Here is a 25,495-nt window from a genome sequence, read left to right on the forward strand (position 1 = left end):
AGCGACACAAGTGTAAGTTGATTTAACTTCGGAAAGTCTTAACCGGAGCGCGATTTAGTAGTTGCTGCCACTGAGCGTCGCCATGCCGCCGCCGAACAGGGTCGGGGCCGGGTCGACCGGGCGCAGCGTGCCCTGGTTCACTTCCATGACTGCCAGCCCGCGCTCGGTGCGGCCGTCCGGCAGGAGCCGGAAGATGCCGGCACGGCCGAGAAAGCCCTGGCTGTCGGTGTAGCGGTCGGGCTCGAGTGGCCCCAGCCGGGACAGGCCGGCCACCATCGCAGTGGTGTCATAGGCGAGCAGCGCCACCGAGCTGGGCGGGCGGCCATATACCTGGCTGAACCGGTCGGCGAACTGCTCGGACGCTTCCGGGGCCGGGCCGGCGAGCCAAGCCCCCTGCAACTGCGGGTCGCGCAGAGCGGAGGGGTCGTCGGCGAGGCGCATGGTCGCCAGGTGCCGGATCTGCTCCGGCTCGACATCGTGATAGGCCAGCAGCGAAGCCACCGCGCGCAACCGGGCCCCTCCGTCGGCCAGGAGCACCGCACCGCCGGGCGGTGGCGGCGTGGCCGGGCGCTGGCCATCCGACGGCACCACGCCCAGCGCCCGGGCGATCCGCCCCACCGCATCGCTGGGGGTGCTGTCGGATGGCGGATAGGTGGCGATCCCGACGGGCTCCAGCCCGGACGTGGCGGCGGCCTGGCGGAAGGCCTGCACCGCCTTCTCGCCATAGGCATCCGCCGGGGCCAGGGCGGCTGCCCGGCCGATGCCGTTCTGGGCGGCGAAGCGCACCACCCGCTCCACCTGCTCCTCGGGCTGCAGCCCCAGCACCCAGACGCCCGGCCTGGCCACGCTCGAATCGTTCGACAGCGAGAGGACCTCGACATTCGCCTGGTTGGCGATGGGCGTGATGGCGGTGGTCGAGCGGGCGAACAGCGGGCCGATGATCACGTCCGCACCGCTGGCCACCGCGGCGCGTGCCGCCGCCATCGCACCCTCAGGCTCGCTGCCGGTATCGAACGGCAGCAGCTCCAGCTGGTTCTCCCCGGCGTCGAACAGGGCCATCTGGGCGGCGTCCATCAGGTCCTGGCCGATCGCCTCGGACGGGCCGGACAGGGGCAGGAGCAGAGCGGCCTTGGGCGGGCCCTTCGGCGCTTCGGGCAGCGGTGCCGCCACGTCCGGGTTCGGCAGCGTCTGGCGCCACGGAACCGGGCGTTGCGGGGCACAGGCCGCCACGAGCATGATGCCGGCCAGCGCGACCGTGGTGGCGAGCGGGGTCGTCTTCGCAGGGCGCATCACGCGATCACCTCAAGGGGCCGAGGAAAGGGCAGACGTGGCGAACGAACCGTTGGACGGGTTCGACGAGCGGGAAGCTAGCGGAACCGGCGCGAAAGGAGAACTCGCGCCCGGCCTCTATGTGGTGGCGACCCCGATCGGCAATCTCGGGGACGTCACCGCGCGGGCGCGCGACGTGCTGGCAGGTGCCGACCGGATCCTGTGCGAGGACGCAAGGATCTCGCGTCGCCTGCTCGCCCATCTGGGCGTGAACCGGCCGCTCCAGCCCTATCACGAGCACAATGCCGAGACGGTCAGGCCGAGGATCCTGGCCGACCTCGCCGCGGGCGCGAAACTGGCGCTGATCTCGGATGCCGGCACCCCGCTGGTTTCCGACCCGGGCTTCAAGCTGGTGGGTGCCGCGATCGCCCAGGGCAGCAGCGTCTGGCCGATCCCCGGCGCCTCGGCCCTGCTGGCGGCCCTGGTGGTGGCCGGCCTGCCGACCGACCGGTTCTTCTTCCAGGGCTTCCTCCCGGCCAAGGCGGCGGCCAGGCGGGCGGTCCTGGCCGAACTGGCCGCGGTGCCCGCCACGCTGGTGGTCTACGAGGCGCCGCACCGCTTGGCCGAGGCGCTGGCCGATGCCGCGGAGGTCCTGGGGCCACGGTCGGCCGCGGTGTGCCGGGAACTGACCAAGCGGTTCGAGGAGACCGTGCGCGGCGCGCTGCCCGAGCTGGCGGAGCGCTTTGCCGGCCAGGCGGCACCCCGGGGCGAGATCGTGCTGGTGATCGGCCCGCCCGCTGCCGGGCCGGTGGAGGTGGACGACGCCACGCTCGCCGCAGCCTTTGCGGAAGCGGCCGCGAGCATGTCTCCCCGTCAGGCCGCGAGGTTCGTGGCCGCGCGCTTCAACCTGGACGCGAACGCGGTGTATCGCCGGGTGGCTCGCAAGGACGGTGCGTGAGCGCGGACCGGACCGGGCGGCGGGCGGAGCGAGTGGCGGCATTCTGGCTGCGCCTATGCGGCTGGCGGATCCTGGCCAGGCGGTACAGCACCCCGGTCGGCGAGATCGACCTGATAGCGCGCCGCGGCGGGGTGCTGGCCTTCGTCGAGGTCAAGGCCAGGCGCAGCCATGCCGATGGCCTGGACGCGCTGCGCCCGAAGCAGCGCCGCCGCTGGCGCCGGGCCGCCGAGTACTGGCTCTCCGGCCACCAGGTCGAGCCCGCCACCGTCCTGCGCTTCGACCTCGTGGTGATCGTACCCTGGCGCCTGCCGCTGCACCTGGCCAATGTCGAGGACGGCGCTCCCTACTGACTTCTGCCCAGCAGCCCTCGCAAAAGGTTGCCGGCCTCCTCGGGGATGAGCGGCTTGCCGTCCTTGCCGCCCAGCTTGTTCACCTGGTCGAGCACCCGGTTCACCGTGTTCGGGTCCTTGGCCAGCATGTCGAGGGCGGCGTCGGCATCGACGCTCACGCTCGGGCCGCTGAAGGGGCCGGACACCAGGATCGGCACCTCGGGGATCCGCCCCAACACGCCGCCGCGGCCGGGCACGGGCCTGGGGATCAGGCGCATCTCCTCGATCCGCTCTGCCCCGAGATTCAGGCGGGCCGTGCCGCTGATGTTGGCGAGCGGGGTCTCGGCCGCCAGATCGTCCGTGCGCGCGATCCCGTTCGCGATCGTGAAGCTGGCCTCGGCACGGCCGAACGGCGTGCTACCGCCGGAAAGCCCGCCCTGGGCGAGGCGTGCCGCGACCTGCACCGGATCGCCCGAGAGGCGCGACAGGTCGAAGCCGTGGACCACGCCGTTCAGGAGGGTGACGTCGGCCGTCCCGTCCAGCCCGCCCATCAGGCTGCGCACCGTGCGCGCGTCGCCGGTCAGGTTCGCGTTCAGCGCCATCCGCCCGTCCAGCCGCTCCTGTTGAGCCAGGTCGCGCAGCAGCGGGGCCACCTGCAGGCCGGCGGCGGAGAGCCTGATTGCCACCCTCGGCACGCCCTGGGCATCCGCCGCGGTGTTCACCCGGCCGGTGATCTTGCCGCTGTAGGCCAGCGCCTCCACCAGGTTGAGCAGCACGAAGTTTGCGCCCGAGGTGACCCGCACCCGGGTGGGGCCGAACGTCGCCTGCGGCGCCTCGATGCCCTTGGCCGCCACCGCCACGTCCAGGTCGAGCGGCAGCGAGGTCGGCAGGTTCAATGGCCGGTCGCGGGAATCGGCGGCAGGCCCGGCATCGGGAGCCGGTGCGGCCGGCGTCGGCGGCTCGTCCGTGATGGACGGCGCCGGAGGCGGCCTCAGTCGGGCGACGTCGATCACGTCGGTCGCGAGTTCGCCGCCGAGCTTTGGCCGGGCGCCGGTCCCGTCGAACCGCAAGGCACCCGTGGCCTGCAGGAGGTCGCTGGCGAACCTGGCGTCGTCGAAGGTCACGACCTGGCCGGCCACGGCGAGCCGGCCCGTGAGCGCCATCCGCTCGGGCATTGGCGCCGTCGGCGGGACCGGCAGCTCCAGCCAGCGCACCGCCCGGGCCACCTCGGGCAGGTCGACCTGCACCGTGCCCGAGGGCGACGCCGACAGCATGCCGGTGAAGGCCGCCGCGACCGGGCCGGTGATCTTGAGGCTGCCCTGGCTCTGCTGCTGCTCGATGAGCGCCCCCGTGTCCTGCACCGTCAGGTCGACGCCCACCTGCTCGCCCCGGAAGCTGGCCGTGCCGGCAACGCTGGATGGCCCCTGCAGGTCCGGCGCCCGCACCTCGATGTCGATGTCCTCGACCCGCTCGGCCAGGCCACTGCGGGCATCGGCATAGTCGACCACGCCATCCTCGACCCGGACCTCGCCCAGGGCCAGGTCAGGCAGGCTGCCGCCGCCCCCCTCGCCCGAAGTGCCGCCGGTGCCGCCCGCCTGCGGGGTGCCGCTATCGGTCTGCCAGTTGCCGACGCCGTTCTCGTCGACGCGCAGATGTACCACCGGTGCAGCGAGGATGAAGCGCTGCACGTCGACCCGGCCCTGCAGCAGCGGCAGGGCCGCCACCACCGCCTCGAGCTCGCCGACCTGGAGCAGCGGCGTGTCGCCTTCGCCCAGCCGGATCCGCTCGGCCACCAGGCGCGGCGCGGGGATCAGCGCCAGGGACACATCACCCTCGATCGCGAACGGCCGGCCGGTCGCGTCCCTGATCGCGTCCGAGACCTTCGCGACCAGCCAGTCGCGGGGGACCAGGAGCGGGGCCGCCACCACCGCCACGACCAGGACGGCGACGATCGCCAGGATGATGGTGACGATGCGCATCAACGCACTCCCTTCCCGCCCTTGCCGACCCAGGCGCCGCCATGGCGGAGCAGCTTCACGGTGAGCGTCGGCAGGGCCAACCCGGCCAGGTTCGCCGGCGTCGCCCACACACCCTCGGGCGGCCTGTGCTCGATCCTACCACGCAGGAGCCGCACCGACAGGTCCAGGTGGGTGAACAGGTGGCGCACCGTGCCGGGCAGCATCTGCCATTCCCCGCCGCTGGGCGCCGCCGCCTTGATCTCGGCGCTGCCCGGCGGCTCCGGCAGCCAGTCGGTGGAAGGCAGCTCCATCATGCCCGCGAGCAGCCCCTGGTCCGGGCGGCGCCGGAACAGGATCGCACCGTCCGGCCGCTCCAGGAGAAAGCCCACCGCATGGCGTTCCTGGCGGGCCTTCGCCTCGGCACGGCCCGGATACTGCTCGGGCTCGCCCGTGGCATGGGCGGCACAGGCATCGCGCCAGGGGCAGACCAGGCAGCCCGGTGCACGTGGCAGGCACACCAGCGCCCCTAGCTCCATCAGCGCCTGAGCGACGTCGCCCGGTCGTTCGGCCTGGGCCAGCGTGTCGGCCGCTTCCTGCAGGCGCCGGGCGGCCCTGGCCGGCGGCAGCTCCAGCGCGATCAGCCGGCCGACCACCCGCGCGACATTGGCATCCACCGGCACGACCGGCCGGTCGAACGCGATCGCGGCCACTGCCCTGGCCGTGTAGGGACCCAGCCCCTGCAGCGCCAGCAGGGCCTCCAGCTCGTCCGGCACCCGGCCGCCATGGCGGGTCATGATCGCTTCCGCGCAGGCCTTCAGCGCCCGCGCCCTGCGGTAGTAGCCCAGGCCCTGCCAGGCATGGAGCACCTCGTCCATGCCCGCCTCGGACAGGGCTGCGGGGGTGGGAAAGCGGTGGAGGAATTCGGCAAAGCGGCCCTTCACCGTCGCGACCGTGGTCTGCTGCAGCATGATCTCGCTGACCAGCACGGCCCAGGGATCGGCCCGCTCGCCCGGCAGGGCCCGCCAGGGCAGGCGGCGGCGCGTCCGGTCGTACCAGGCGAGCAGGTCGGCCACGGGAGCCAGGGGTGGGGCCAGGACAGTGGAGGCTCGAGCCAAGCGATACTGCTCTTGTGCTTTTTCCGATGGCCGTCGCTGTGGCATGCTCCATCCCGGCGGGCCAGGGCGATATGCTCGCCGGTGCGAAATTGGGCGTCATGCCCGGAATGTCGAGCGGAGCGGTGGTGCGGGTGACCCGGAGCCAGAGGCTGGGGGAGTTCGTCGAGGCGGTGATCGCCCCGGCGGCGCGCCGGCGCGGCCTGGCGGCGACCACGCTCATCCGCGACTGGCCGCTGGTGGTGGGCGAGCGGCTGGCGGCGCGCTGCCAGCCGGTGCGGGTGAGCTTCGCACCGGGCCGGCAGAGCGGCGGTACGCTGGTGCTGCACGCGGCGGCCTCGGCGGCACTCGACCTCCAGTTCTCGGAGCGGCAGGTGGTGGAGCGGGTCAACGCCCATTACGGCTATCCGGCCGTGGCGCGCCTGCGGATCGTGCAGGCCCCTCTGCTCCGTCCGCCCCCGCCACGGCGCCGCCGCCCCGCCCGGCCCGATGACGCCGAACTCGCCCGGCTGAGCGGGGCCACCGCCGAGGTCGCCGACCCGGAGCTGGCGGCGGCATTGCTGCGGCTGGGCTGTGCGATCGCCGTCGCGGACCGGTCAGGGGCCGGGGGAACAGGGAAATGAGCCGGACCCTGCTGGCGCTGCTGGCGTTGCTGGCCCTCGCCGCCTGTGCCGGCCAGCCGGCGCCCCGGATCGCCGCTACGGCCGCCCCTTCGGTGCCCGCTTCGGATCTGGCGCGGGCCCGCGCCCTGGCCGAGGACGGTGAGCGCGAGGAGGCGCTGGCCGTCTATGCCGCGCTGGCCGGCTCAGGCGACCCGCTGGTACTCTACGAATATGCCAGGGTGCTGGAGGACGGGCCGGAGGCGACGCCAGCCGACCGCCAGCGCGCCCTCGACCTTTATCGCCAGGCCTCCGCGCAGAACCTGATCGACGCGCAGCTCCGCCTGGCCAACCTGCTCTATCTGGGCGAGGGCGGGGTGCCGCGGAACCTGGTGGAGGCGGCGCGCTACTACGACCAGGCGCACAAGCTGATCGAGCCGCGCGCCGATGACGGCGATGCCCAGGCCCAGGAATGGATGGGCGACCTCTACCGCGAGGGCCGCGGCGTGCCGCAGAACGGCGACTTCGCGGTCTACTGGTACACCCAGTCGGCCCAGGCCGGCCGGGTCAGCTCCTATGTCAAGCTCGCCCGGATGTTCGAGCGCGGCGAGGCGGGCGTGGCCGTCGATGTCGAGCAGGCGCTGCGCTACTACGAGCTGGCCGGGCAGAACGACGACGCCCAGTCCCTGTTCAACATCGCCAAGCGCTATGCCGACGGCGACGGGGTGACCGTGGACAAGGTCCGCGCCGTGGAGCTGTTCGAGCGGGCCGCCCGCCTGGGCGACAGCCGCGCCTATGCCCGCCTGGGCGATCTTTATTCCGATACCTCCGCCTGGCCCACCGAGCCGCAGCAGGCGGCGACCTGGTACGAGCGCGCCTCCGCCGTCGGCGACGAGAAGTCCATGTACAAGCTGGCCGACCTGTACGACCGGGGCCGCTTAGGTGCGCGTGACCCGGTCTCCGCCTATCGCTGGTACCTCCTGGCGGCGCGCAACGGCCATCCCAAGGCGCCCGAGCGGCTCGACCGCCTGACCACGGTGCTGAGCCCGGCCCAGCGCCAGCAGGCGCAGGTCGCCGCTGACCAGTGGGCGCAACAGCTTCGGCCGGAAGCACCGCCCAGCACGTGAACCGCTCGTCTTGCGCTCGCGCAACGGTTATGGAATGGCCGGTGCCCGCGCGCAGGCCAGGCCTATCGCCCCCAAGCTAGGAGAAGTCATGTCGGATCGTCGCTCGCTGCTCCTCGCCGCTGTCGCCGCCTGCTGCCTGGCCGGGACGGGGCCGGCCCTGGCCGAGACGGCCCAGGAATTCGTCATCGGCTCGGCCGACGCACCGGTCACCATGATCGAGTACGCCTCGCTCACCTGCCCGCACTGCGCGTCCTTCCACAACGAGACCCTGCCCGAGCTGAAGAAGAAGTATATCGATACCGGCAAGGTGCGGCTGGTCTTCCGCGACTTCCCGCTGGACCAGGCGGCGCTGCAGGCCTCGATCCTGGCGCACTGCGCCGGGCAGGAGCGCGGCCCCTTGTTCCTGTCCGCCTTCTTCCAGAACCAGGACCGCTGGGCGGTGGCCGATGATCCCTCGGCGGCGCTGCGCCAGCTCGCCAAGCTGGGAGGCCTGAGCGACGAGCGGATCGACGCCTGCCTCGCCGACAAGGAGCTGGGCGATTCGATCCTGAAGATGCGGCTGGACGGCGAGCAGCAGCACTCGATCCAGTCCACCCCGAGCTTCCTCATCAACGACCAGCTCCATGCCGGCAATCTCGGTGTCGAGGGCTTTTCCGAGATCCTGGACCCCCTGGTGAACTGACGAGGGGCGGGCATTGCGCCTCACCCGGATCGTCATCCACGGCTTCAAGTCGTTCGCCGACCGGGTCGAGCTGACGCTGGAGCCGGGGCTGACCGGCATCGTCGGCCCGAACGGCTGCGGCAAGTCGAACATCGTCGACGCGCTCCGCTGGGTGAGCGGCGAGGCGTCCGCGCGCGGCGTGCGCGGCGACGACATGGACGACGTGATCTTCGCCGGGACCGGCAGCCGGCCCGCGCGCGAGCTGGCCGACGTCATGGTCGTGGTCGAGGGCGACCTCACCGACTATTCGCGCCACGCCACGGACGGCCAGGCCGAGGTGCGCCGCACCATCACCCGCGGCAACGGCTCGACCTTCCGCATCGCCGGCCGCGAGGTCCGGGCGCGCGACGTGCAGCGTCTGTTCCAGGACGCCGGTGCCGGTGCGCGCGGCACTGCCATCGTGGCGCAGGGCCAGGTCCAGGCGGTCACTGAGGCCAAGCCCGAGGACCGGCGGCGCTTCCTGGAGGAAGCGGCCGGGGTGGGCGGGCTGCAGAGCCGCAAGCGCGAGGCCGAGAGCAAGCTCCTGCAGACCGAGGGCAATCTCGCCCGGATCGCCGACCTGATCGGCGCGCTGCAGACCCGGATGGAACAGCTTTCCCGCCAGGCGGCCCAGGCCGAGCGCTACCGGAAGGTGGCCAAGGAGCTGCGCGAGGCCGAGGCCGCGCTTGCCGCCGCCCGCCTGCTGGATGCCCGCCAGCGTTTCCAGGCCGCGGCCACTGCCGCCCGGGACGCGGACCGGCTGGCCGACCAGGCCGAGCAGGCGCGGCAGGCCGAGATCGCCCGGCTGCAGGCCGCCGAAACCGCGGCCGCCACGGCGCGCGATGGTGTGGCCCGGCTGGTGCCACGCCATGCGACGCTGGCAGAGCGGGTGACGGCGCGCCGGAGCGAGGCGGACCGCGCGGCTGCCGAGGCTGCGGAGCTGGCGGCGCGCCGTGATGCCGCTTTGGCCGAGCGCGTGCAGGCGGAGCAGCGCATCGAGGCGCTGGCCGAGGAACGGCGGGCCCTGGCCGTGGAGGCCGAGGCGGCAGCGGCGCAGTCGGCGCAGCGTGCCGCCGAGCAGCCGGAGCTGGAAGCCGCCGCCACGGCGGCCAGCCATCACCGCACCCGGCTGGAAGCGGATGCGCTGGCCGCACGCGAGCATCGCTTCGAAGCCGAAGCCAGGGTCGCCCGGCTGCGCGAGACGCTGGAGGGCCTGGTCCGGGCCGATGCCGGGCTGCAGGCGGCCATCGAGGCGGAGCGTACCCGGCTGGATCGGCTGGTGCTGCCCGAGACGGATCCCGCATCCTTGGCGCTGGCTAATAAGGCCGCGGATCTGGCTGGCGAACTGGCGGCAGCCGAGGCTGCCCAGCCCGCTGCCGCCGAGCGGCTGGCCGCCGCGGAAGCGGCCCTGGCCGGCCTGCGCGCCGAGCGGCAGGCGGTGGCGGCGGCGCTGCCGGCCCTGGAGCGGCGCCAGGGGGAGATCGAGGAGCAGCATCGCCGCCTCCAGCGCCGGCTGGCTGCTCTGACCGAGCGCCGCTCCGCGCTCGACCGGCAGCGCCGGGAGCACGGCGACGGGGTGGCGAAGCTCGGTGCCCGGCCGGAGGCCGCGGTCAGCAGCAGCGCCGAGGCGGTGACCGCCGCACGCGCCGCTCTCGCCCGAGCCGAGCAGGAGCTGGCGGAGGCGCACCATGCGCTCACGGCCGCCGAAGCCGAGCATGCGGCCAGGCTTGCGGCCGCCAGCGCCGCCGCCAGCGGCCTGGCTCGCCTGGAGCAGGAGCGGCAGGAGCTGGCGAAGGTCCTGCCGCCGATCCGGGCCGACGAGGTGATCGCCGCGATCACGGTGGCCGAGGAACAGGCCGCGGCCCTGGCGGCGGCACTGGGCGAGGGCCTGACCGCCTCCTTGGACCCGCAGGCGCCGCGCCACTGGCTGGCGGGCTCGGCTGCACCGTTCGAGCCACCGGCGGAGCTGGCCCACCTGCCGCGGCTGGCCGATCTGGCGCGCGTGCCGGATGCCCTGGCCCGCGCCCTGGGTCCTGTCTGGCTGGCACCGCCGGACGAAGCGGCACGGCTGCAGCGCCATCTGCCGGACGGCGGGGCGCTGGTCAGCCCGGATGGCGGCCTGTGGCGCTGGGACGGCTATGTACGCCTGCCGGGTGCCCGGGATGCGGCGGCGTTGCTGCTGGCCCAGCGCGACCGGCTGGAGCGGCTGACCCGGCAGCTCGATGCCGACCGGCCGGTGGCTGCGGCGCGCCGGGCCGAGCACCAGGCCGCGGAGGTGGCCCGGCAGAGCGCGCGCCAGGCGGTAGGGGCCTGCGAGCAGGCGCTGGCCCGGGCGCGCCAGGGCCTGGATGCCGCAGAGCGGGCCGCCCGGGCGGCCCTGGCCGCGGACCAGGCCTGGCAGCACCGCCGGGCCCAGCTCGACGAATTGCTGGGGCGGATCGAGGCTGCCGCCTCGGCTCTCCAGGGGGACGAGGCCGAGATGGCGGCCGAGCAGGCGGCTGCGGTCGACCCGCGGGAAGGGCAGGCGGAGCTGGCCCGGCTGCGCCAGCGCTCGACCGAGCTGGCCCAGGCGGTCGCCCAGGCCGAGCGGGAGCAGGCCCAGGCCCGCCAGGACGGCGAGCGGCTGGCTGCGGCCATCGTCCGGCTGCGCGACGAAAGTGCCGGCCTTGCTGGCCGGATGCGCCTGGCGGAGACGGCCTTCCAGGAGCAGCGGGCCGCGCTCCTGGCCGAGCGCGCGACGGCGGAAGCGGCCCTGGCCCGTCACCGGCAGGAACAGGCGGACGCTGCCTCGCGCCGGTCGGCCTGCGGCGGGGAGCTGGCCGCCGCGGAGGCGGATCTCGTCCGGTCGCGGGCAGCGGCGAAGGATGCCGAGCAGGCGCTGGCCACTGCCCGCGAGGCGGCGGCCCAGGCCGAGCGGCGCCTGGCGGAGGCCGGCACGGAGCTGCGGCTCCTGGCGGAACGTGCCGCCCATCGCCAGGAGCGGCAGGGCCGGCTGGAGACGGAGGCCGCGCGCCTGGACGCCGCCATCGCCGATGCCGGCCGGCTGGCCGCGGAGCTGGCCGAGCGCACGGCGCGGGCCACGGCGGAAGCCGGCCGCCTGGAGGGGGAAGCACGGGCACTGGTCCAGGCGGAGGCGGAAGAGGCGGCGGCGGCGGACGCGGCACGGACCGCGGCGGCCAGGGCCGAGGCGGCGCTGGCCGAGCGGCGCGAGGTGCTGGTGGTGGCCGAGCAGGCCGAACGCCAGGCAGCGCTCGCGGCCGCCGAGACCCGGACGGCACGCCAGGCGGCGCAGACGGCCCTGGCGGCACTGAAGGAGGAGCTGGCCGAGCGTTTCCCGGACCAGGTCCTGCCCGAGCCGGAGCTTGGCGCCCTCTCCGGCTCGCTGCCGGAGCTCGAGGAGCGCGCCCGCCGGCTGCGCACCAGCCGCGACCGGATGGGTGCGGTCAACCTGCTGGCGGCGGAGGAAGCCGAGGCAGCGCGTGCCGAGTTCGAGCGCCTGTCGGCTGAGCGGGCCGAGCTGGAGGAGGCGGCGGCCCGGCTGCTCAAGGCGGTGCGCTCGCTGGACGGCGAGGCGCGCCAGCGCCTGCTCGACCAGTTCGCGGTGGTGGAGCGCCATTTTTCCGAGCTGTTCACCCGCCTGTTCAATGGTGGCAGCGCCCGGCTGACCCTGACCGATCCCACCGACCCGCTGAAGGGCGGGCTGGAGCTGGAAGCGAGCCCGCCCGGCAAGAAGCTCACCAGCCTGTCCCTGATGTCCGGCGGCGAGAAGGCGCTGACCGCGCTCTGCCTGATCTTCGCCTTCTTCCTCGCCCATCCTTCGCCGCTCTGCGTGCTGGACGAGGTCGATGCGCCGCTGGACGACGCCAATGTCGGGCGGCTGGTGGACCTGGTCCAGGAGATCGCGGCGCGGACCGGCACCCGCTTCCTGGTGGTCACCCACCATGCCCTGACCATGGCGCGGATGGACCGGCTCTACGGCGTCACCATGATCGAGCGCGGCGTCAGCCGGCTGGTGTCGGTCGAACTCGGCCGCGCCCTGGAGATGCGGCGCACGGCCTGACCGGCCGGGGCCGATTTCTGCCCGAGCCTTCACAGAATCGACCAAAAGAGCCAGCCTGTCGCGATCACGCCTGCTTGACCTGCGTCGCCCGCCGAGTAGGTTGCCGCTCGCCTCGGGTCGGACCGAACGGGCGTCGTCCGTTCGCGTGCGTCCCTGTGGTATGGGATGGATGGCAGACGACGACCACGACCGCGCCTTCGCCGACCTGGACCAGCGCATCCGTGCTGCGCGGGACCAGCGAGAAGCCGTGGGCAAGGGGGACGGCGCCGACCGGAACCAGTCCAAGCTCAACTTCGGCACCGGGCTCACCGTCGGGATCGAGCTCGTGGTCGGCGTGGTGGCGGGGGTAGGGCTCGGTCTGGCGCTGGACAGCTGGCTCGGCACGCGCCCGTTCCTGACCATTCTGTTGTTCCTGCTCGGCACCGCGGCCGGCATGCTCAACGCCTGGCGCCATCTGGTGCGGATCGGCATGGTCGATCCGCATGGCGGCAAGGGGGACGGGCAGGACCGCGGTTCGGGCTGACAAACCGGACGAGGGCGATCCAGTGGCCGACCCGCTTCATCAATTCGTCATCAACCCGCTCGTGCCGATCAACGTGGCGGGCCTGGACCTCTCCTTCACGCAGTCGTCCCTGTGGATGATGATCACGGTGGCTGCCGCCTACGGCCTCGTCATGCTCGGCACCAAGCATGCTGCCCTGATCCCGGGCAGGCTCCAGTCGGTGGTCGAGCTCGCCTACGAATTCATTGCCGGGCTGATCAAGGACAATGCCGGCCGGGAGGGCATGCGCTACTTCCCGGCGATCTTCACGCTGTTCATGTTCATCCTGTTCGGCAACATGCTGGGCCTCGTGCCCATGGCCTTCACCTTCACCAGCCACATCATCGTGACCTTCGCCATGGCGATCACGGTGTTCGTGCTGATCACGGCGCTGGGCTTTGCCATCCATGGCGCCCATTTCGCCCACTTCTTCGTGCCCGCCGGCGCACCGAAGGCGATGATCCCGCTGCTCGTGCCGATCGAGATCATCTCCTACTGCGTGCGCCCCATCAGCCTGTCGGTCCGGTTGTTCGTCAACATGATGGCCGGCCACATGATGCTGAAGGTCTTCGCGGGCTTCGTCACGGCGCTCGGCATCTTCGGCTTCGCGCCCTTGGCCGTGACCGTGGCGCTGCTTGGTTTCGAGGTCGTGGTGGCCTTCCTGCAGGCCTACATCTTCACGGTCCTCACCTGCATCTACCTGCACGACGCGATCCACATGCACTGATTGGGCCGTAGGTTCGCCAGGCCCCCATGTGGACGTGAAGTGACGGTGGACAATGGCGCATGTCCGCGCCGCTTCTTGGAGTGAGTTTTATGGAAGTCGAAGCAGCAAAGATGATCGGTGCCGGCATCGCGACCTTCGCGCTGTTCGGGGTTGGTCTGGGCATCGGCAACATCTTCTCGACCCTGATCTCGACCGTGGGCCGCAACCCCTCGGTGCAGCAGCGGGTCTTCCCTTACGCGATCATCGGGTTCGCGCTGGTCGAGGCGGTGGCGCTGTTCGCGCTGCTGATCGCCTTCCTGATCCTGTTCACCTGATCTTCCATGGCCGGGCGGCGGATCTCCTTCTCGGAGGTCGGCCGCCCGGGCATTCTCTGGATGTCTTCGGGAGAACGGGGCCGATGCAGCGTCTGTTGCGTTCAATGATCACGAGCCTGCCGGCCCTGGTGCTGGCGGCCCCGGTGTTCGCCCAGGCCACGGATGAGGTCCACGAGACCTCGGCCGGCCTGCCGCAGCTGGATCCCTCGAGCTTCCCCAGCCAGATCTTCTGGCTGGCGGTGAGCTTCCTGCTCCTGTTCTGGCTGTTCAAGACCAAGGCCCTGCCGCGTGTCGGCGAGGTCCTGGAATCCCGTCAGGACCGGATTGCCGCCGACCTCGACCGCGCCACCAAGCTGCGCGAGGAGGCCGAGGCGGCGCTGGTGCGCTACCAGAAGGTGGTGGCCGACGCGCAGGGCAAGGCCAGCGGCCAGATCGCCGCCACCCGCGAGCGGCTGATCGCGGAGAACACCGCGCGGCAGGCCGAGCTGGACGCCGATCTGGCGGCCAAGGTCGAGGCTGCCGAGCAGCGGATCCAGGCGGCGCGCGACGCGGCACTGGCCGAACTGCACAACGTGGCCGTCGAGGTCGCCCAGGCCGCCACCCAGCGCCTGATCGGCCGCGAGGTCCCGCGCGCGGCGGCCGAAGCGGCGCTGGCCGCGGTGACGAAGGAGGCCGCGTGAGATGATCGAGTATTTCTGGCTGCTGATCTCGCTCATCATCCTGGCGCTGGTGCTCTGGAAGCCGGTCAAGGAGCAGCTCATCGGCGCGCTCGACCGGCGGGCCGACCAGATCCGGCGTGAGCTGGACGAGGCGCAGCGCCTGCGCGAGGAGGCTCAGGCGCTGCTCGCCAGGCACCAGCGCCAGCTCCATGACGGCGAGGGGCTGGCCGCCAGCATCCTCCAGCATGGTGCCGAGGAGAACGTGCGGGTCGAGAAGCAGCTCCGGGCCGACCTGGCCGCCTCGATCGAGCGGCGCACCCGCGCCGCCGAGGAGCGGATCGCCCAGGAGGAGGCCAGTGCGGTCGCCGAGATCCGCGGCAAGGCCGCCGACCTCGCGATCCGCACCACCCGCCGCCTGCTCGCCGAGCAGCTCGATCCGGCCAAGGAGCAGGATCTGATCAGCTCCGCCATCAAGGACGTGCGCCAGAAGCTCGCCTGAGCGAATGGCCTCTCGTCCGGTAGCGGGCCTCGCGGGTCTTTTTTGCCTGCGGGGCCCGTTCCATTTGATGGCGAGAACAACGGGGTGAGGTTGCGGGCATGAATGAGCGGGGCTGGTATCCACCGTCGGCGGACGACATCGTGCGGCTGGGCCAGGAGATCCTGGCGGACCTGCCCGAGCCGTTCCGCACCCCGCTGCGCGACGTCCCGGTGGTCGTGCAGGAACTGGCCGAGGACGAGGTGGTGAAGGACCTGGGGCTGGAGAACCCCTACGACCTGACCGGCCTTTATGCCGGCATCCCGGTGGGCCTGCACGAGGCCCGCGAGAGCGGTGCCCAGCCCGACATGATCTTCCTGTTCCGCCAGGCGATCCTGGCCGAGTGGTGCGAGACCGACGTCGACTTCAACGACCTGGTGCGCAACGTCCTGATCCACGAGATCGCCCACCATTTCGGCTGGAGCGACGAGGACATCGAGCGGGTCGAGTTCGGCTGACGCCTCACTTGGTCGCGGTCACCTCGGGTGCCCGGTAGAACAGGTGGGCGCCGATCGTCGCGGTCCGGACGAACTCGTCCGCCCAGTCCGGATGCACCGTGTCCAGGTGGAAGTTCACCGCACCATCAGTCGGGTCGTCGATCTGCTGATTCAGGGCACGGCGGGCGATCTCGACCGCCTGGGCGTACGGCTCCGGTTCCTCGACGTCGTCCGGGCGGCCGTCGCACCACCAGGAGAACTGGCAGGTGGCGTTCTCCCGCCCATCGGTCACCACGGCACACACGGTCTTGGGAAAGGCCGGATCGGCCAGGCGGTTCATCACCACCGCGGCCACCGCGGTCATGCCGGCCTCGCCCTCGCCCTTGGCCTCCCAGTAGATGGTGCGCGCCAGGCAGGTGAGCGGATCGTCGAGCGGCTTGGAGCCGGCCGGATCGACCGCCTCGGCCTCGGCCGGCGTGATCTCGTCCGCAGGTGCCGCCGGAACCGGTTCCGGCTGGTCGGCTACCTTCTCCTCCAGCACCACCGCCTTGGCCTCGGCAGCTTCCGCCTGCTCCTCCTGTGCTGCCGCCACCGGCACCGACAGCCCCGCCGATAGCATGGCCGCCAGCATCACGAGCAACCCCGACTGCCCGAACCGCATCGTCCGACCCCCGCTTCCACAAGGCGTGGGTGGACAACCTGCGACAAGCTGTCCAGTTCCGAGCGGCGGTGGCTGGCCGAATTCGGGTCAGCCGGCACCCGTCAGTATGCCGTGGAAGCGGCCCAGGAACTGCCTGAGCCGCGGGGTCGCCGGGCGCTCGAATACCTCGGCCGGGGCGCCGGCCTGGGCCACCACCCCGCCATCCATGAACACCACATGGTCGGCGACCTGACGCACGAACAGCATCTCGTGGCTGACCAGCAGCATGGTCATGCCGCTCCTCGCCAGGTCCTGCATCACCGCCAGCACCTCGGCGACCAGTTCCGGGTCGAGGGCGGAGGTGACCTCGTCGAACAGGAGCAGCCGGGGCTCCATCGCGACCGCGCGCGCGATCGCGACCCGCTGCTGCTGGCCGCCGGAAAGCTGGTAGGGGTAGTGGTCCCGCCGGTCGGCCAGCCCCACCCGGTCCAGCCAGTGCCGGGCGATCTCCTGGGCCTCGACCTTGGGCTTGCCGCGCACCTTGGTGAGGCCCAGCATGACATTCTGCTCCGCACTCATGTGCGGGAACAGGTTGAAGCTCTGGAACACCATGCCGATCCGGGCGCGCTGGGCGGACACCTGCGCCTCGCTCAGGCGCCGGCGCTCCCGGCTCTCGACCCGGTAGCCGATCTGCTCGCCGTCCAGCCGGATCTCGCCGCGCTCATACTCCTCCAGGAGGTTGATGCAGCGCAGGAAGGTGGTCTTGCCCGAGCCGGACGCGCCGATCAGCGCCACCACCTGGCCCTGGCGGACGTCCAGGTCGATGCCCTTGAGGATCTCGAGGTCACCGAAGCTCTTGGTCACCCCGCGCGCCTGCAGGAGCAGGGCGGCCTTGCTTGTCGCCATGATGACCTCAGTAGCGGAAATGGGCGTAGCGGCGCTCAAGCTTCGCGCCGAGCTGCGAGATGGTGAAGTTGATCAGGAGGTAGACCACTGCCGCGAAGAGATAGAACTGCAGCACCAGGTAGTTCCGGGCGATCGCCTGCTGGTTGGACAGGAGGAATTCCACCACGCCGATGATCGAGAGCAGGGTCGTGTTCTTCACGATCTCGGCACAGGTGTTCATCCAGGGCGGCAGCACCCGGCGGGTGGCGAGCGGGATGATCACGTAGGCGAGGCGCTGGTGGAACTGCAGCCCGATCGCCTTGGCGGCCTCGGTCTGACCCTGAGGCAGGGATTCGATGCCGCCGCGGATCGTCTCGGCGATGTGCGCGATGGAGAATGCCGCAAGTGCGATCACGCCGGCCCAGAACGGCGGCACGTTGATCTTGAACAGTGCCAGCCCGTAATAGGCGAACAGGATCAGCACCAGCACCGGGATGCCGCGCAGCGCGTCGACATAGATCCGGATCAGCCAGCGCAGCGGCCGCCAGCCATAGGTCAGGCCGATGCCGAGGATGAGGCCCAGCAGCGTCGCGATCGCGATGGTGAGCACGGAGGCCGACAGGGTGATGCCGAAGCCGGACAGGAGCGACCAGCGCGCGACCCAGACCTCGTAGAGAAAGGTTCCGCGTTCCATGGCCGGCCCTTCAGCGGATCGAGGCGTAGCGCCGCTCGACCGCCCGCAGGGCCAGCGCGATCGCATAGCAGGTGACGAGGTAGAGGGCCGTCGCGGTGAGCCAGGCCTCCATCACCCGGAAGGTGTTGGCGTTGACCTGCCGCGCGGTGAAGGTCAGCTCCGGCACGGCGATCGCCGCGGCCAGCGAGGTGTCCTTGAACAGGGAGATCAGGTTGTTGCTGAGCGAGGGCAGGGTGATGCGGAACATCACCGGCAGCACGACCCAGCGCTGGCGCTGCCAGGGCCGCATGCCGATCGCCTTGGCCGCCTCGACATACTGGCGCGGGATCGAGGACAGGCCGGCGCGGAACACCTCGGCCATGTAGGCACCGGCATAGAGCGACAGGGTCAGGACGAAGGATTCCACCTTGTCCAAAAAGCGGATGCCCAGTTCCGGCAGGCCGAAATAGCACATGAACACGAGCAGCAGCAGCGGCGTGTTGCGGATCAGCTCGACATAGGCCCAGGCCGCCCATTGCAGCACGCGGTTCTGCGCCAGCCGGGCATAGGCGACCAGCAGGCCGATGATGCAGCCGACCAGGAGCGAGAGCACTGCCATGCCCAGGCCGAGCAGCAGGGCATCCAGGAACGCGTCCCAATTGCGCCAGATGACGGACCAGTTGAAGTTGTAGTTGAGCAACCTGCCGACTCCGCAGCCGCGCCGCCAAGGGCCGGGCGATCAGGCCCGGCCCGTCGGCCATCCTCTACCTCGCGAGGGTCAAGCGAACTCGCTCGGGAAGCCGACCTTCGGGGTCTCCAGGGTGATGCCGAACCACTTCTGGTAGGACGCGGCGAAGTAGTCGAAATCCACGCCCAGCATCGCCTCGCGATAGACGGTGTTGACCCAGTTCAGCCAGATGGGGTCGCCCTGCTTCACGGCGGACGCGTAGGAATTCGGCATCCAGCCCCGGCCGGCGTCGATATAGCGATCCGGAGCCTGCTGCATGAGCCAGCGGATCGCCGACTGGTCGCCGAAATAGCCGTCGACCCGGCGGGCGTTGAGCGCCTGCAGGGCGGCGTCCGGGCTCTCGAACTGGTCAACGCGCGCTTCCGGCAGTTCCTTGTGCGCCCAGTCCTCGATGAAGACGTTCTGCAGCGCGGAAAGGGTGAGGTCGCTGCCCGCGGCCTTCAGGTCGTCGAAGGTCTTGTAGTCGCCGTCGGCCATCATCATGACGCCGACGCCCTCGCGATAATAGGGGACCGTGAAGTCGGCCTGCTGGGCCCGGCCCGGGGTCACCGTCATGAACTGGCAGACGATGTCGACCTTCTCGGTGATCAGGCTGGGGATGCGGGCATCGGGGCCCTGCAGGACGAACTCGACCTTCTCCGGGTCGTCGAACAGGCCCCGGGCGAGCAGCCGGGCCATGTCGATGTCCATGCCGACCAGCGTGCCGCTCTCGTCCTCGAAATGCCAGGGCGGGTTGGTGCTGCCGGTGCCGACGATCAGGTGGCCGCGCTCCAGGACGGTCTGCAGCCGGCTGGTTCCTGCCTCCTGGGCGCGCGCCGACGTCGGCGCCAGCAGACCCAGTCCGGCACTGGCCAGGCCACCCACGGCGGCACCGGCCGCCGACAGGCCGAGGATGCCGCGGCGGACCATGCTGCCCTCGGGAACCGGAATGATCTTGTCAGTCATCTGTCGTGCAGTCCCATCTCTTCCCTGATCCCCGAGGTCTATCGATCGGGCAGGGCGGGAGCAAGCAGCCCGCCGGCCCTCGTCAGGCAGCGCTCGCCATGCCCGTACCGCCCACAGCGCGCACCGCCTCGGCCAGCCGGCGGCCGGAGCCGGCCGCCATGGTCCAGCCGGTGTGGCCGTGGCCGGTATTGAGGAACAGGCCGGGCAGGCGGGTCTGGCCGATCACCGGCCGGCCGTCCGGCATCACCGGCCGCAGCCCCGCCCAGGACACCGCCTCCGGGCTGGCCGCGACCTGCCCGAACTCCGGGAACAGGACGCAGATCTTGTCGACCAGGGCACGAATGCGCTGCGGGTCCGGCGTCGGATCGTAGCCGGTGATCTCGGCCGTGCCGACCGCGCGCAGCCGGTCGCCCACCGGGGTCAGCGCATAATGGCCAGCATCGTCCAGGATCGCGTTGCGCACCGCATCGGGCCACAGCCGCCTGGGCGCGGTGATCGACACGCCCTTCACCGGGTAGATCGGCAGCTTCAGGCCGAGGCCGCGCAGGAGGAACGGGCTGAAGCTGCCGAGCGCCACCACCACCGCGTCGGCCGCGATCCGCCCCTTCGAGGTCAGCACCCCCGTCACCCGGCCCTGGCCGAGCTCGATCCGCTCCACCGTCGTGCCGAAGTGCAGGACCGCACCGCGTTCGGCACACCAGGCGGCCAGCCCCTGGGCGAATTTCGGGCAGTCGCCGATCTCGTCCTGGGGAAAATACAGGCCGCCGGCGAGCCGGTCCCTGCCGCCCGCCAGCGCCGGCTCGCGCGCCACGCAGGCATCGACGTCGAGCCGCTCGGTGACCAGGCCATAGGGTGCGAGCGCCTCGTGGACCGCGGTCGCCGCCGTGAGCGAGAGCGGATCGTTGAAGGTCTTCATCACGCAATGGGCAGCGTGATCATACTTCACACCGGTGGCCGCACGGATCTCGGCCATGGACCTAGCACTCAGGAGCGCCAGCTCGAGATTGGCCCGTGCGTTCTCCCGGTGCCTGGGCTCGGCGCAGTTGCGCAGGAACTCCAGGCCCCAGCGCCACATCCGCGGCAGCGCGCCCAGGCGCAAGAGGAAGGGTGCATCCTCCTTGCCGATCCAGCGCAGCACCTGGAGCGGTACGCCCGGGGCCGACCAGGGCTCGACCGAGCTCACATGGATGACGGCGCCATTGCCCCAGGAGGTCTCCAGGCCCGCCGCTTCCCGGCGCTCCACGAGCTCGACCTGATGGCCGTCCTGCATCAGCCAGTAGGCCGAGGCGACGCCCACCACCCCGCCACCCAGCACGACGACGCGCATGCTTCACTCCCGCTGCCCGCCGTCCGCCGGCAGGCCCATCGATGTCCGGTCGATCAGGGCACCAGCAGGCCGTCGCCGTCCTGGTCGGCCGCCTGGAAGTCCTGCCGGGTGCTGTCCAGATATTCCTGCATGGTGATGCGCCCGTCCCCGTCCGCATCGACCTGCGCCGGCAGCGAGAGCACCGCCGCCTCCTCCGCATCGAGCACACCATCGGCGTTCTGGTCGGCATGGGCGAAGGCAGCACCCATGGCGATGCCATGCTCGGCTTGGTCCACCCCGCCGCTGCCGTCGATATCCATGACGCTGAGCGTCTCGGACGTGACTGCCTGAGCGTGGGCCGGCCCAGCGATGGACAGGCCGGCCACGGCGATCGACCAGCCGAGGGCCAGGGATAGATAGTTCATGCGCGAGCCTCTGTTGCAGGTCGGATGCTCTGGCGGATGGCACCCCGTCACTCCGCCCGGACGATCACCGGCTGGCCGCGAGGGTGCCCGGCGATGCCGAAGCTAGCCCGCCGCCGATGGCCTGACCAGCCGCGGGTGTGCCGCCAGCCGGCGGTGACCGTCGCGGTCCGGCAGGCCTGGCAAAGCATCGGTTCGATTGTCGCCAAGTCACGTGGATGCCGGCGAAGATGATTACTGTCGAAGCCTCCAGGATCGCCCGGTCACCAATATCTCGGCGAACCCGGTGCGCAGCCTGGACGTGGCCCCGTTCGCGGGCTGGGCGCTGCGCCAGGTCTGGCTGTTCTGGGTGGCGCCGATCCTGGGCGCGGCCCCCCGCCGTCAGCGCATCCCGACCCGGCCGATGCCCGGCAGCTTGATGGCCAGGTCGAGCGGATCGACGCCGATCACTAGGCCCAGCAGGTTGACCTCGATGCCCTCGTCGAGGGCCACGGTCAGCCCGAGCACGCCGAACAGCGAAAGCTGCACGCCGGTGCGGCTCATGGCCGGCGCCAGGGGAAACCAGTGGGCCAGCCAGTCCTTGCCGACCGCATGGGCAGGCAGCTCGGTGGCCAGCTCCGGGACCCGCCGGACCACGTGGGCCACGAAGGTGTTGGAGTTCGGCCCCGGCCAGATCACATAGCGCTCGGGATAAGGGTACTCGGCCACCGCCCGCTCGATCTTGGGGATCGCCGCCTCCGCCGCGGCACCCTCGATCAGGCGCACGATCGTGGGCGGATTGCCGGCCCATGGCGCATCCGGCGGGCGCATGTTCTGGCGCACGGCGCGCATCCCGCGCTGCACGCCCCAGCCCACGACCTCGTAGCGGTCGTAGCGGGCCGCCCCCTTGGGCTTCATTGCGATCCAGGTATGGACGGCGAACGCGCCGCGCCAGCCCCAGGCCCGCGCCGCCATGACCGCCACCACCGCCCCGTCATGCGCGGCCGGTGCCGGCAGGAGGTTGGTCGGCGCATGGTTGGCCGACCGCCAGTCCAGCACTTCCGGACGCGTGTAGGCCACGAGCAGCGGGCCGCCCAGCAGCAGCAGCAGGAGTGCGAGTATCTCCACCGTTCGTTGCATGTCCCACACCGGTCCGAGGAACTCGAACATGGCGATGGGCCCGCCCCCCGTAAAGGAGGAAGATGTTACACGAACGTGACGCGGCGCGCTGCGGGCTGTTACAGAGACGGTCTGCTCAGATCATGCCCAGCGCGGCCTTGTACAGGTCGAGCAGTTCGTCCTGCTCCTGGCGGTCGTTGGGCCGGATCTTGCGCAGCGAGATCAGCTTGCGCAGGATCTTCACATCGAAGCCTTCGCCTTTGGCTTCGGAATAGACTTCCTTGATCTGTTCCTGGAGCTCTTTCTTCTCGACTTCCAGTCGTTCGATCTTGTCCACGAACAGACGCAGCTGCTCACCAGCGATCCCGGCGACGTCGGGCATCGGCGACCATTCCTCTCGTTCATGTCAGGGCAGACCGGGCAGGTGCCACCTCACGAAAAAGGGGCCCGAGCGAGCCCCTTCTTCGCGCCTCACCGGCCTGCGGGGGAATTGTTACCCGCCGCACGGTTTTCCCTGCCTACTCGGTCCTCGCAGTCGCCGGACGAAGTGACCGCGTCGGGCATGCTGCCGCACGGCATCGGGCGATCTGACGCCCGAGTGCATAGCCGTTCGGCCGAGCCCGATGCAAGCGACGCTTCGTCCCTGGTCGATTATCCTAGGCTCCACCCTGGCGGCCGAGCTCCTCCGCCTCCGCCAGCAGCAGGTCCCAGTCCTCTGCCGGCAGGGACACGAAGCCCAGCCCGCGCAGCAGGAACATGCCCTCCGCGGCGAAGAAGGCGAGCAGCGCCCTGCGGCCCTCGGCCGTCCCGGTGTCGGCGCCCGCCAGGATGCGCCGATAGTCGGCGCGGATCGGCTCCTGCTCGCCCGGAGTACGGATCGCCGCGGTCAGGAGGCTCGCGGCCTTGGCCCGGCAGCCTTCCGGCTCGGCCCGCGTCGCCGCGACATGGCCCAGCAGCCGGGCGACCGGCGCGTCGGGGTCGCTGCCGGCCAGCCGCCGTGCATCCGCGGCGAAACCGCCGAGATCGCGCTCCAGCAGTGCATCGACCAGGGCGCGCTTGCTCGGGTAGCAGTAGAGCACCCCGCCCTTGCTGATCCCGGCGCGTGCCGCGACCGCGTCGATGGTGAGCCCGGCCGCCCCTGCCTCGGCGATCACGGCCTCCGCCGCCGCCAGCACCGCGGAGCGGTCGATCCTGCGCCTGCGTCCCATCGTGCTCACTTCTCCGACCGTCCGGACGGATATAAACTGCCCGCTTCCTGTCAGCCAGCATGGAGCAGCCACGTGGCCTGGATCTATCTCGGCATCGCTGGCGTCCTCGAGGTCGTCTGGGCGAGCTTCATGAAGCAGTCGGACGGCTTCACCCGCCTGCTGCCCTCGGTCGTGACCGCCATCGCCATGCTGGGCAGCGTCTGGCTGCTGGCGGTCGCGATGCGCAGCCTGCCGCTCGGCACCGCCTATGCGAGCTGGACCGGGATCGGCGCGGTCGGCTCGTTCCTGGTGGGCGCCTTCCTGATGGGCGAGCCCATGAACCCGCTCCGGGTGCTGAGTGTCGTCCTGATCGTGGCCGGGCTGATCGGCCTGAAGCTGGCCACGCCCGGCTAGGCGAGGACCTCGCGCCGTGCGGACGGGGCCGCTATGGAAGGCGGCGCCACCCGTTGGCGAAGGAAGGGACCGATCGATGCTGAAGGTCGCCGTGGTCGGTGCTGGCCATTTCGGGCGCTGGCACGTCCAGAAATGGGCGAGCATGCCCGGTGCCGAGCTGGTGGCGGTGGTGGACCGCAACGTCGCGAACGACCCCGGCATCACCCGCTTCTCCACCGAGTGGCGGGACGTGCTGGGCCAGGTCGATGCGGTGAGCGTCGCCACCTCGACCAGCGCCCATGCGGAGATCGCCAGCGCCTTCCTGTCAGCCGGTGCCCACGTGTTCGTCGAGAAGCCGATCACCGCCGACGTGGCCTCGGCGCGAGCACTGGTCGAGCAGGCCGAGGCGGCCGGCCGCGTGCTCCAGGTCGGCCATGTCGAGCGGTTCAACCCGGCCTGGATCCATGGCCGGCAATTGCTCCAGGACCCCCGGCGCATCGAGATGCTGCGCCAGGCACCGTTCCAGCCGCGCTCGCTGGACGTGTCGGTGATCCTGGACCTGATGATCCACGACCTCGACCTGCTGCTGGACGTGGTCAGGAGCCCGCTGGAGAGCCTGGAAGTGTTCGGCCGGCCGGTCCTGTCCGAGCGGCTGGACCGGGTCGAGGCGCGGTTGCGCTTTGCCTGCGGCACGGTCGCCGACGTGACCGCCAGCCGGATCGCCCAGGCGACCTCCCGGCGCGCCACCTTCCTCGACACGCAAGCCCGCTCAGTCGAGATCGACTTCCAGAACCGCGCGGTGGCCCAGGCCACGCCGGCGGGCGACCGGATGGCGGCCAGCGTGGAGAGCTTCGAGGCGGTGGATACGGTGCGGGCCGAGCTGGAGGCCTTCGCCCAGGCCATCCGCGGCGAGCGGCCCTGCGCGGTGCCGGGGCGGGCGGGTCTCGCGGCCCTGGACCTGGCGCTCAGGATCGAGGCGGCGGCGCGTCCCTGGTGACGCCGCAGGGCCGGCCCGGTCGCTGGCCCTCCAGCACCTTCAGGATGTCCTGGAACACCAGCTCGCGCTGCAGGTCGCGCAGCAGCAGGTGCCAGCCCTCGGGATAGCGAAGCTCCCGGCAGGTCTCGGCAGGCATGCGGGCGACGAACGCCTTTTGCACCTCCGGCACGATCACCTCGTCGAGCTCGCCGTTCAGGATCGTCACCGGCAGGCGGACGGTAGGCCCCAGTTCGTCGGCCTCGTCCATCAGCCGCACGATCCCGCCGATCGCGTCGACCCTCGAGCCCGGCAGGTAGAGCGGGTCCAGGGCCAGCTCGCGCAGCAGCGGGATGTTGTCGGACGCCAAGATGTCCAGCCCACGCCCGGTCAGGATCAGCTCCGGGACCAGCGCCACGGCCGAGGCCAGGACCAGCCGGTTGAGCGGGCCCATCAGGTCGCCGCCCCAGACCGCCGGGGCACTCAGGATCAGGCCCGCCACCGGCAGGTCCGTTCCGGCACGGGCGGCCGCGACCAGGGCCACGGCACCGCCCATGCTCTCGCCCAGCAGCCAGATGGGCACCTCGGGTGCCCGGGCGTGCTCGGCCCGGATGCGGAAGAGCAGTTCGCGCACGAGCTGCTCGGTGCCGGCGAAGAAGCCCCGGTCCGGCCGGGCGCCATAGCCGGCCTGGTCATAGGCGACCAGGCGATAGCCGCGCGCGGCCAGCCACTCCCCCACCTGGTTGAACGCGGCCTTGCGGTCATTGAAGCCGTGCAGCGCGATCACGGTGGCCAAAGGCGGGCCGGCCGGCTCGAACCGGATCTCCGGCAAGGGCCCGGTCACCGGGGCAGGCGGCGGGGCGCCGCCATTGCACGCGGCGACCAGCCCGGCTGCCAGCA

General features: G+C 71.4%; 28 protein-coding genes and 1 pseudogene. 15 read left to right on the top strand and 14 right to left on the bottom strand.

Features of this window, described 5'->3' with window-relative positions; all coding sequences use genetic code 11:
• Positions 1–54 precede the first annotated feature (54 nt).
• A complete protein-coding gene (locus HLA95_RS19835) occupies positions 55–1,290 on the bottom strand; it encodes a penicillin-binding protein activator (RefSeq protein ID WP_222184282.1) in 1,236 nt (411 codons plus the stop codon).
• A gap of 37 nt (positions 1,291–1,327) precedes the next feature.
• Between HLA95_RS19835 and rsmI the strand changes: the two genes are divergently transcribed.
• Together rsmI and HLA95_RS19845 are read left to right on the top strand one after the other, a co-directional pair.
• Positions 1,328–2,227, top strand: coding sequence for a 16S rRNA (cytidine(1402)-2'-O)-methyltransferase (gene rsmI, locus HLA95_RS19840; protein WP_322100154.1), 900 nt, complete (start codon positions 1,328–1,330; stop codon positions 2,225–2,227).
• On the top strand, positions 2,224–2,577 hold the full coding sequence (locus HLA95_RS19845; protein WP_191062313.1) for a YraN family protein: 354 nt from the start codon (positions 2,224–2,226) through the stop codon (positions 2,575–2,577). The genes rsmI and HLA95_RS19845 overlap by 4 nt, the downstream gene beginning before the upstream one ends.
• On the opposite strand, the gene HLA95_RS19850 is transcribed toward HLA95_RS19845, so the two are convergent.
• Positions 2,571–4,535, bottom strand: coding sequence for an AsmA family protein (locus HLA95_RS19850; RefSeq protein WP_222184284.1), 1,965 nt, complete (start codon positions 4,533–4,535; stop codon positions 2,571–2,573). The two genes, HLA95_RS19845 and HLA95_RS19850, sit on opposite strands and share 7 nt — an antisense overlap.
• Positions 4,535–5,629 carry an A/G-specific adenine glycosylase gene (locus HLA95_RS19855; RefSeq protein WP_255592103.1) on the bottom strand — a complete coding sequence of 365 codons (1,095 nt, stop codon included), beginning with the start codon at positions 5,627–5,629 and terminating at the stop codon, positions 4,535–4,537. Before HLA95_RS19855 ends, HLA95_RS19850 begins: the two co-directional genes overlap by 1 nt.
• A 98-nt stretch (positions 5,630–5,727) precedes the next feature.
• On the opposite strand from HLA95_RS19855, the gene HLA95_RS19860 reads away from it, so the two are divergent.
• The 10 genes from HLA95_RS19860 to HLA95_RS19905 all read left to right on the top strand — a co-directional run bounded on the left by HLA95_RS19860 (position 5,728) and on the right by HLA95_RS19905 (position 15,346).
• Positions 5,728–6,249 carry a DUF721 domain-containing protein gene (locus HLA95_RS19860; RefSeq protein ID WP_222184289.1) on the top strand — a complete coding sequence of 174 codons (522 nt, stop codon included), beginning with the start codon at positions 5,728–5,730 and terminating at the stop codon, positions 6,247–6,249.
• On the top strand, positions 6,246–7,352 hold the full coding sequence (locus HLA95_RS19865) for a tetratricopeptide repeat protein (RefSeq protein ID WP_222184290.1): 1,107 nt from the start codon (positions 6,246–6,248) through the stop codon (positions 7,350–7,352). The genes HLA95_RS19860 and HLA95_RS19865 overlap by 4 nt, the downstream gene beginning before the upstream one ends.
• 88 nt (positions 7,353–7,440) lie before the next feature.
• A complete protein-coding gene (locus tag HLA95_RS19870; protein WP_191061926.1) occupies positions 7,441–8,034 on the top strand; it encodes a DsbA family protein in 594 nt (197 codons plus the stop codon).
• Between the two features lie 13 nt (positions 8,035–8,047).
• Positions 8,048–12,112, top strand: a complete 4,065-nt coding sequence (locus tag HLA95_RS19875; protein WP_222184292.1) for an AAA family ATPase — start codon at positions 8,048–8,050, stop codon at positions 12,110–12,112.
• A 169-nt stretch (positions 12,113–12,281) separates the two neighbouring features.
• Complete coding sequence (locus HLA95_RS19880) at positions 12,282–12,635, top strand: AtpZ/AtpI family protein (protein WP_191061743.1); 354 nt, start codon at positions 12,282–12,284, stop codon at positions 12,633–12,635.
• 22 nt (positions 12,636–12,657) lie between these two features.
• Positions 12,658–13,380, top strand: a complete 723-nt coding sequence (locus HLA95_RS19885) for a F0F1 ATP synthase subunit A (protein WP_222184294.1) — start codon at positions 12,658–12,660, stop codon at positions 13,378–13,380.
• Positions 13,381–13,469: 89 nt separating this feature from the next.
• Positions 13,470–13,694 carry an ATP synthase subunit C family protein gene (locus tag HLA95_RS19890; protein WP_159711264.1) on the top strand — a complete coding sequence of 75 codons (225 nt, stop codon included), beginning with the start codon at positions 13,470–13,472 and terminating at the stop codon, positions 13,692–13,694.
• Positions 13,695–13,777: 83 nt separating this feature from the next.
• A complete protein-coding gene (locus tag HLA95_RS19895; RefSeq protein WP_222184296.1) occupies positions 13,778–14,374 on the top strand; it encodes a F0F1 ATP synthase subunit B family protein in 597 nt (198 codons plus the stop codon).
• A 1-nt stretch (position 14,375) separates the two neighbouring features.
• Positions 14,376–14,852, top strand: a complete 477-nt coding sequence (locus HLA95_RS19900; protein WP_191060706.1) for a F0F1 ATP synthase subunit B family protein — start codon at positions 14,376–14,378, stop codon at positions 14,850–14,852.
• 98 nt (positions 14,853–14,950) lie between these two features.
• Positions 14,951–15,346 carry a metallopeptidase family protein gene (locus HLA95_RS19905; RefSeq protein WP_191060705.1) on the top strand — a complete coding sequence of 132 codons (396 nt, stop codon included), beginning with the start codon at positions 14,951–14,953 and terminating at the stop codon, positions 15,344–15,346.
• A 4-nt stretch (positions 15,347–15,350) separates the two neighbouring features.
• Here HLA95_RS19905 and HLA95_RS19910 read toward each other — a convergent pair whose 3' ends face one another.
• The 7 genes from HLA95_RS19910 to HLA95_RS19940 all read right to left on the bottom strand — a co-directional run bounded on the left by HLA95_RS19910 (position 15,351) and on the right by HLA95_RS19940 (position 20,947).
• On the bottom strand, positions 15,351–15,986 hold the full coding sequence (locus tag HLA95_RS19910) for a cell wall hydrolase (RefSeq protein WP_191060704.1): 636 nt from the start codon (positions 15,984–15,986) through the stop codon (positions 15,351–15,353).
• 87 nt (positions 15,987–16,073) lie between these two features.
• Entirely contained in the window at positions 16,074–16,871 is a 798-nt protein-coding gene (locus tag HLA95_RS19915; protein WP_191060703.1) for an amino acid ABC transporter ATP-binding protein, read from the bottom strand.
• A gap of 7 nt (positions 16,872–16,878) precedes the next feature.
• Positions 16,879–17,544 (bottom strand): amino acid ABC transporter permease, encoded by a 666-nt coding sequence (locus tag HLA95_RS19920; RefSeq protein ID WP_191060702.1) that lies wholly within the window; start codon positions 17,542–17,544, stop codon positions 16,879–16,881.
• A gap of 10 nt (positions 17,545–17,554) precedes the next feature.
• Entirely contained in the window at positions 17,555–18,223 is a 669-nt protein-coding gene (locus tag HLA95_RS19925) for an amino acid ABC transporter permease (RefSeq protein ID WP_191060701.1), read from the bottom strand.
• Between the two features lie 78 nt (positions 18,224–18,301).
• Positions 18,302–19,216 (bottom strand): transporter substrate-binding domain-containing protein, encoded by a 915-nt coding sequence (locus tag HLA95_RS19930; protein WP_191060700.1) that lies wholly within the window; start codon positions 19,214–19,216, stop codon positions 18,302–18,304.
• A gap of 82 nt (positions 19,217–19,298) precedes the next feature.
• Positions 19,299–20,543 (bottom strand): D-amino acid dehydrogenase, encoded by a 1,245-nt coding sequence (locus tag HLA95_RS19935; RefSeq protein WP_222184298.1) that lies wholly within the window; start codon positions 20,541–20,543, stop codon positions 19,299–19,301.
• A 53-nt stretch (positions 20,544–20,596) separates the two neighbouring features.
• Entirely contained in the window at positions 20,597–20,947 is a 351-nt protein-coding gene (locus tag HLA95_RS19940; protein WP_191061429.1) for an EF-hand domain-containing protein, read from the bottom strand.
• A gap of 256 nt (positions 20,948–21,203) precedes the next feature.
• Between HLA95_RS19940 and HLA95_RS28430 the strand changes: the two are divergent.
• A pseudogene (locus HLA95_RS28430) lies at positions 21,204–21,314 on the top strand (aquaporin); the annotation flags it as partial.
• Positions 21,315–21,325: 11 nt separating this feature from the next.
• Here the strand turns inward: HLA95_RS28430 and HLA95_RS19945 are convergent.
• The 3 genes from HLA95_RS19945 to HLA95_RS19955 all read right to left on the bottom strand — a co-directional run bounded on the left by HLA95_RS19945 (position 21,326) and on the right by HLA95_RS19955 (position 23,250).
• Positions 21,326–22,063 (bottom strand): DUF3750 domain-containing protein, encoded by a 738-nt coding sequence (locus HLA95_RS19945; RefSeq protein ID WP_191061430.1) that lies wholly within the window; start codon positions 22,061–22,063, stop codon positions 21,326–21,328.
• A 115-nt stretch (positions 22,064–22,178) separates the two neighbouring features.
• Positions 22,179–22,424, bottom strand: coding sequence for a DUF2312 domain-containing protein (locus HLA95_RS19950; protein WP_159711236.1), 246 nt, complete (start codon positions 22,422–22,424; stop codon positions 22,179–22,181).
• Positions 22,425–22,698: 274 nt separating this feature from the next.
• Positions 22,699–23,250 (bottom strand): TetR/AcrR family transcriptional regulator, encoded by a 552-nt coding sequence (locus tag HLA95_RS19955; RefSeq protein WP_222184300.1) that lies wholly within the window; start codon positions 23,248–23,250, stop codon positions 22,699–22,701.
• Between the two features lie 72 nt (positions 23,251–23,322).
• On the opposite strand from HLA95_RS19955, the gene sugE reads away from it, so the two are divergent.
• Positions 23,323–23,643: a quaternary ammonium compound efflux SMR transporter SugE gene (sugE, locus tag HLA95_RS19960; protein ID WP_191062327.1), complete on the top strand. Its 321-nt coding sequence runs from the start codon at positions 23,323–23,325 to the stop codon at positions 23,641–23,643.
• A gap of 76 nt (positions 23,644–23,719) precedes the next feature.
• Positions 23,720–24,619: a Gfo/Idh/MocA family protein gene (locus tag HLA95_RS19965; protein ID WP_222184302.1), complete on the top strand. Its 900-nt coding sequence runs from the start codon at positions 23,720–23,722 to the stop codon at positions 24,617–24,619.
• On the opposite strand, the gene HLA95_RS19970 is transcribed toward HLA95_RS19965, so the two are convergent.
• On the bottom strand, positions 24,588–25,427 hold the full coding sequence (locus tag HLA95_RS19970; RefSeq protein WP_222184304.1) for an alpha/beta fold hydrolase: 840 nt from the start codon (positions 25,425–25,427) through the stop codon (positions 24,588–24,590). The two genes, HLA95_RS19965 and HLA95_RS19970, sit on opposite strands and share 32 nt — an antisense overlap.
• Positions 25,428–25,495: the final 68 nt, after the last annotated feature.

The sequence above is a fragment of the Geminicoccus harenae genome (assembly GCF_019800005.1).
GTDB classification, from domain to species: domain Bacteria; phylum Pseudomonadota; class Alphaproteobacteria; order Geminicoccales; family Geminicoccaceae; genus Geminicoccus; species Geminicoccus harenae.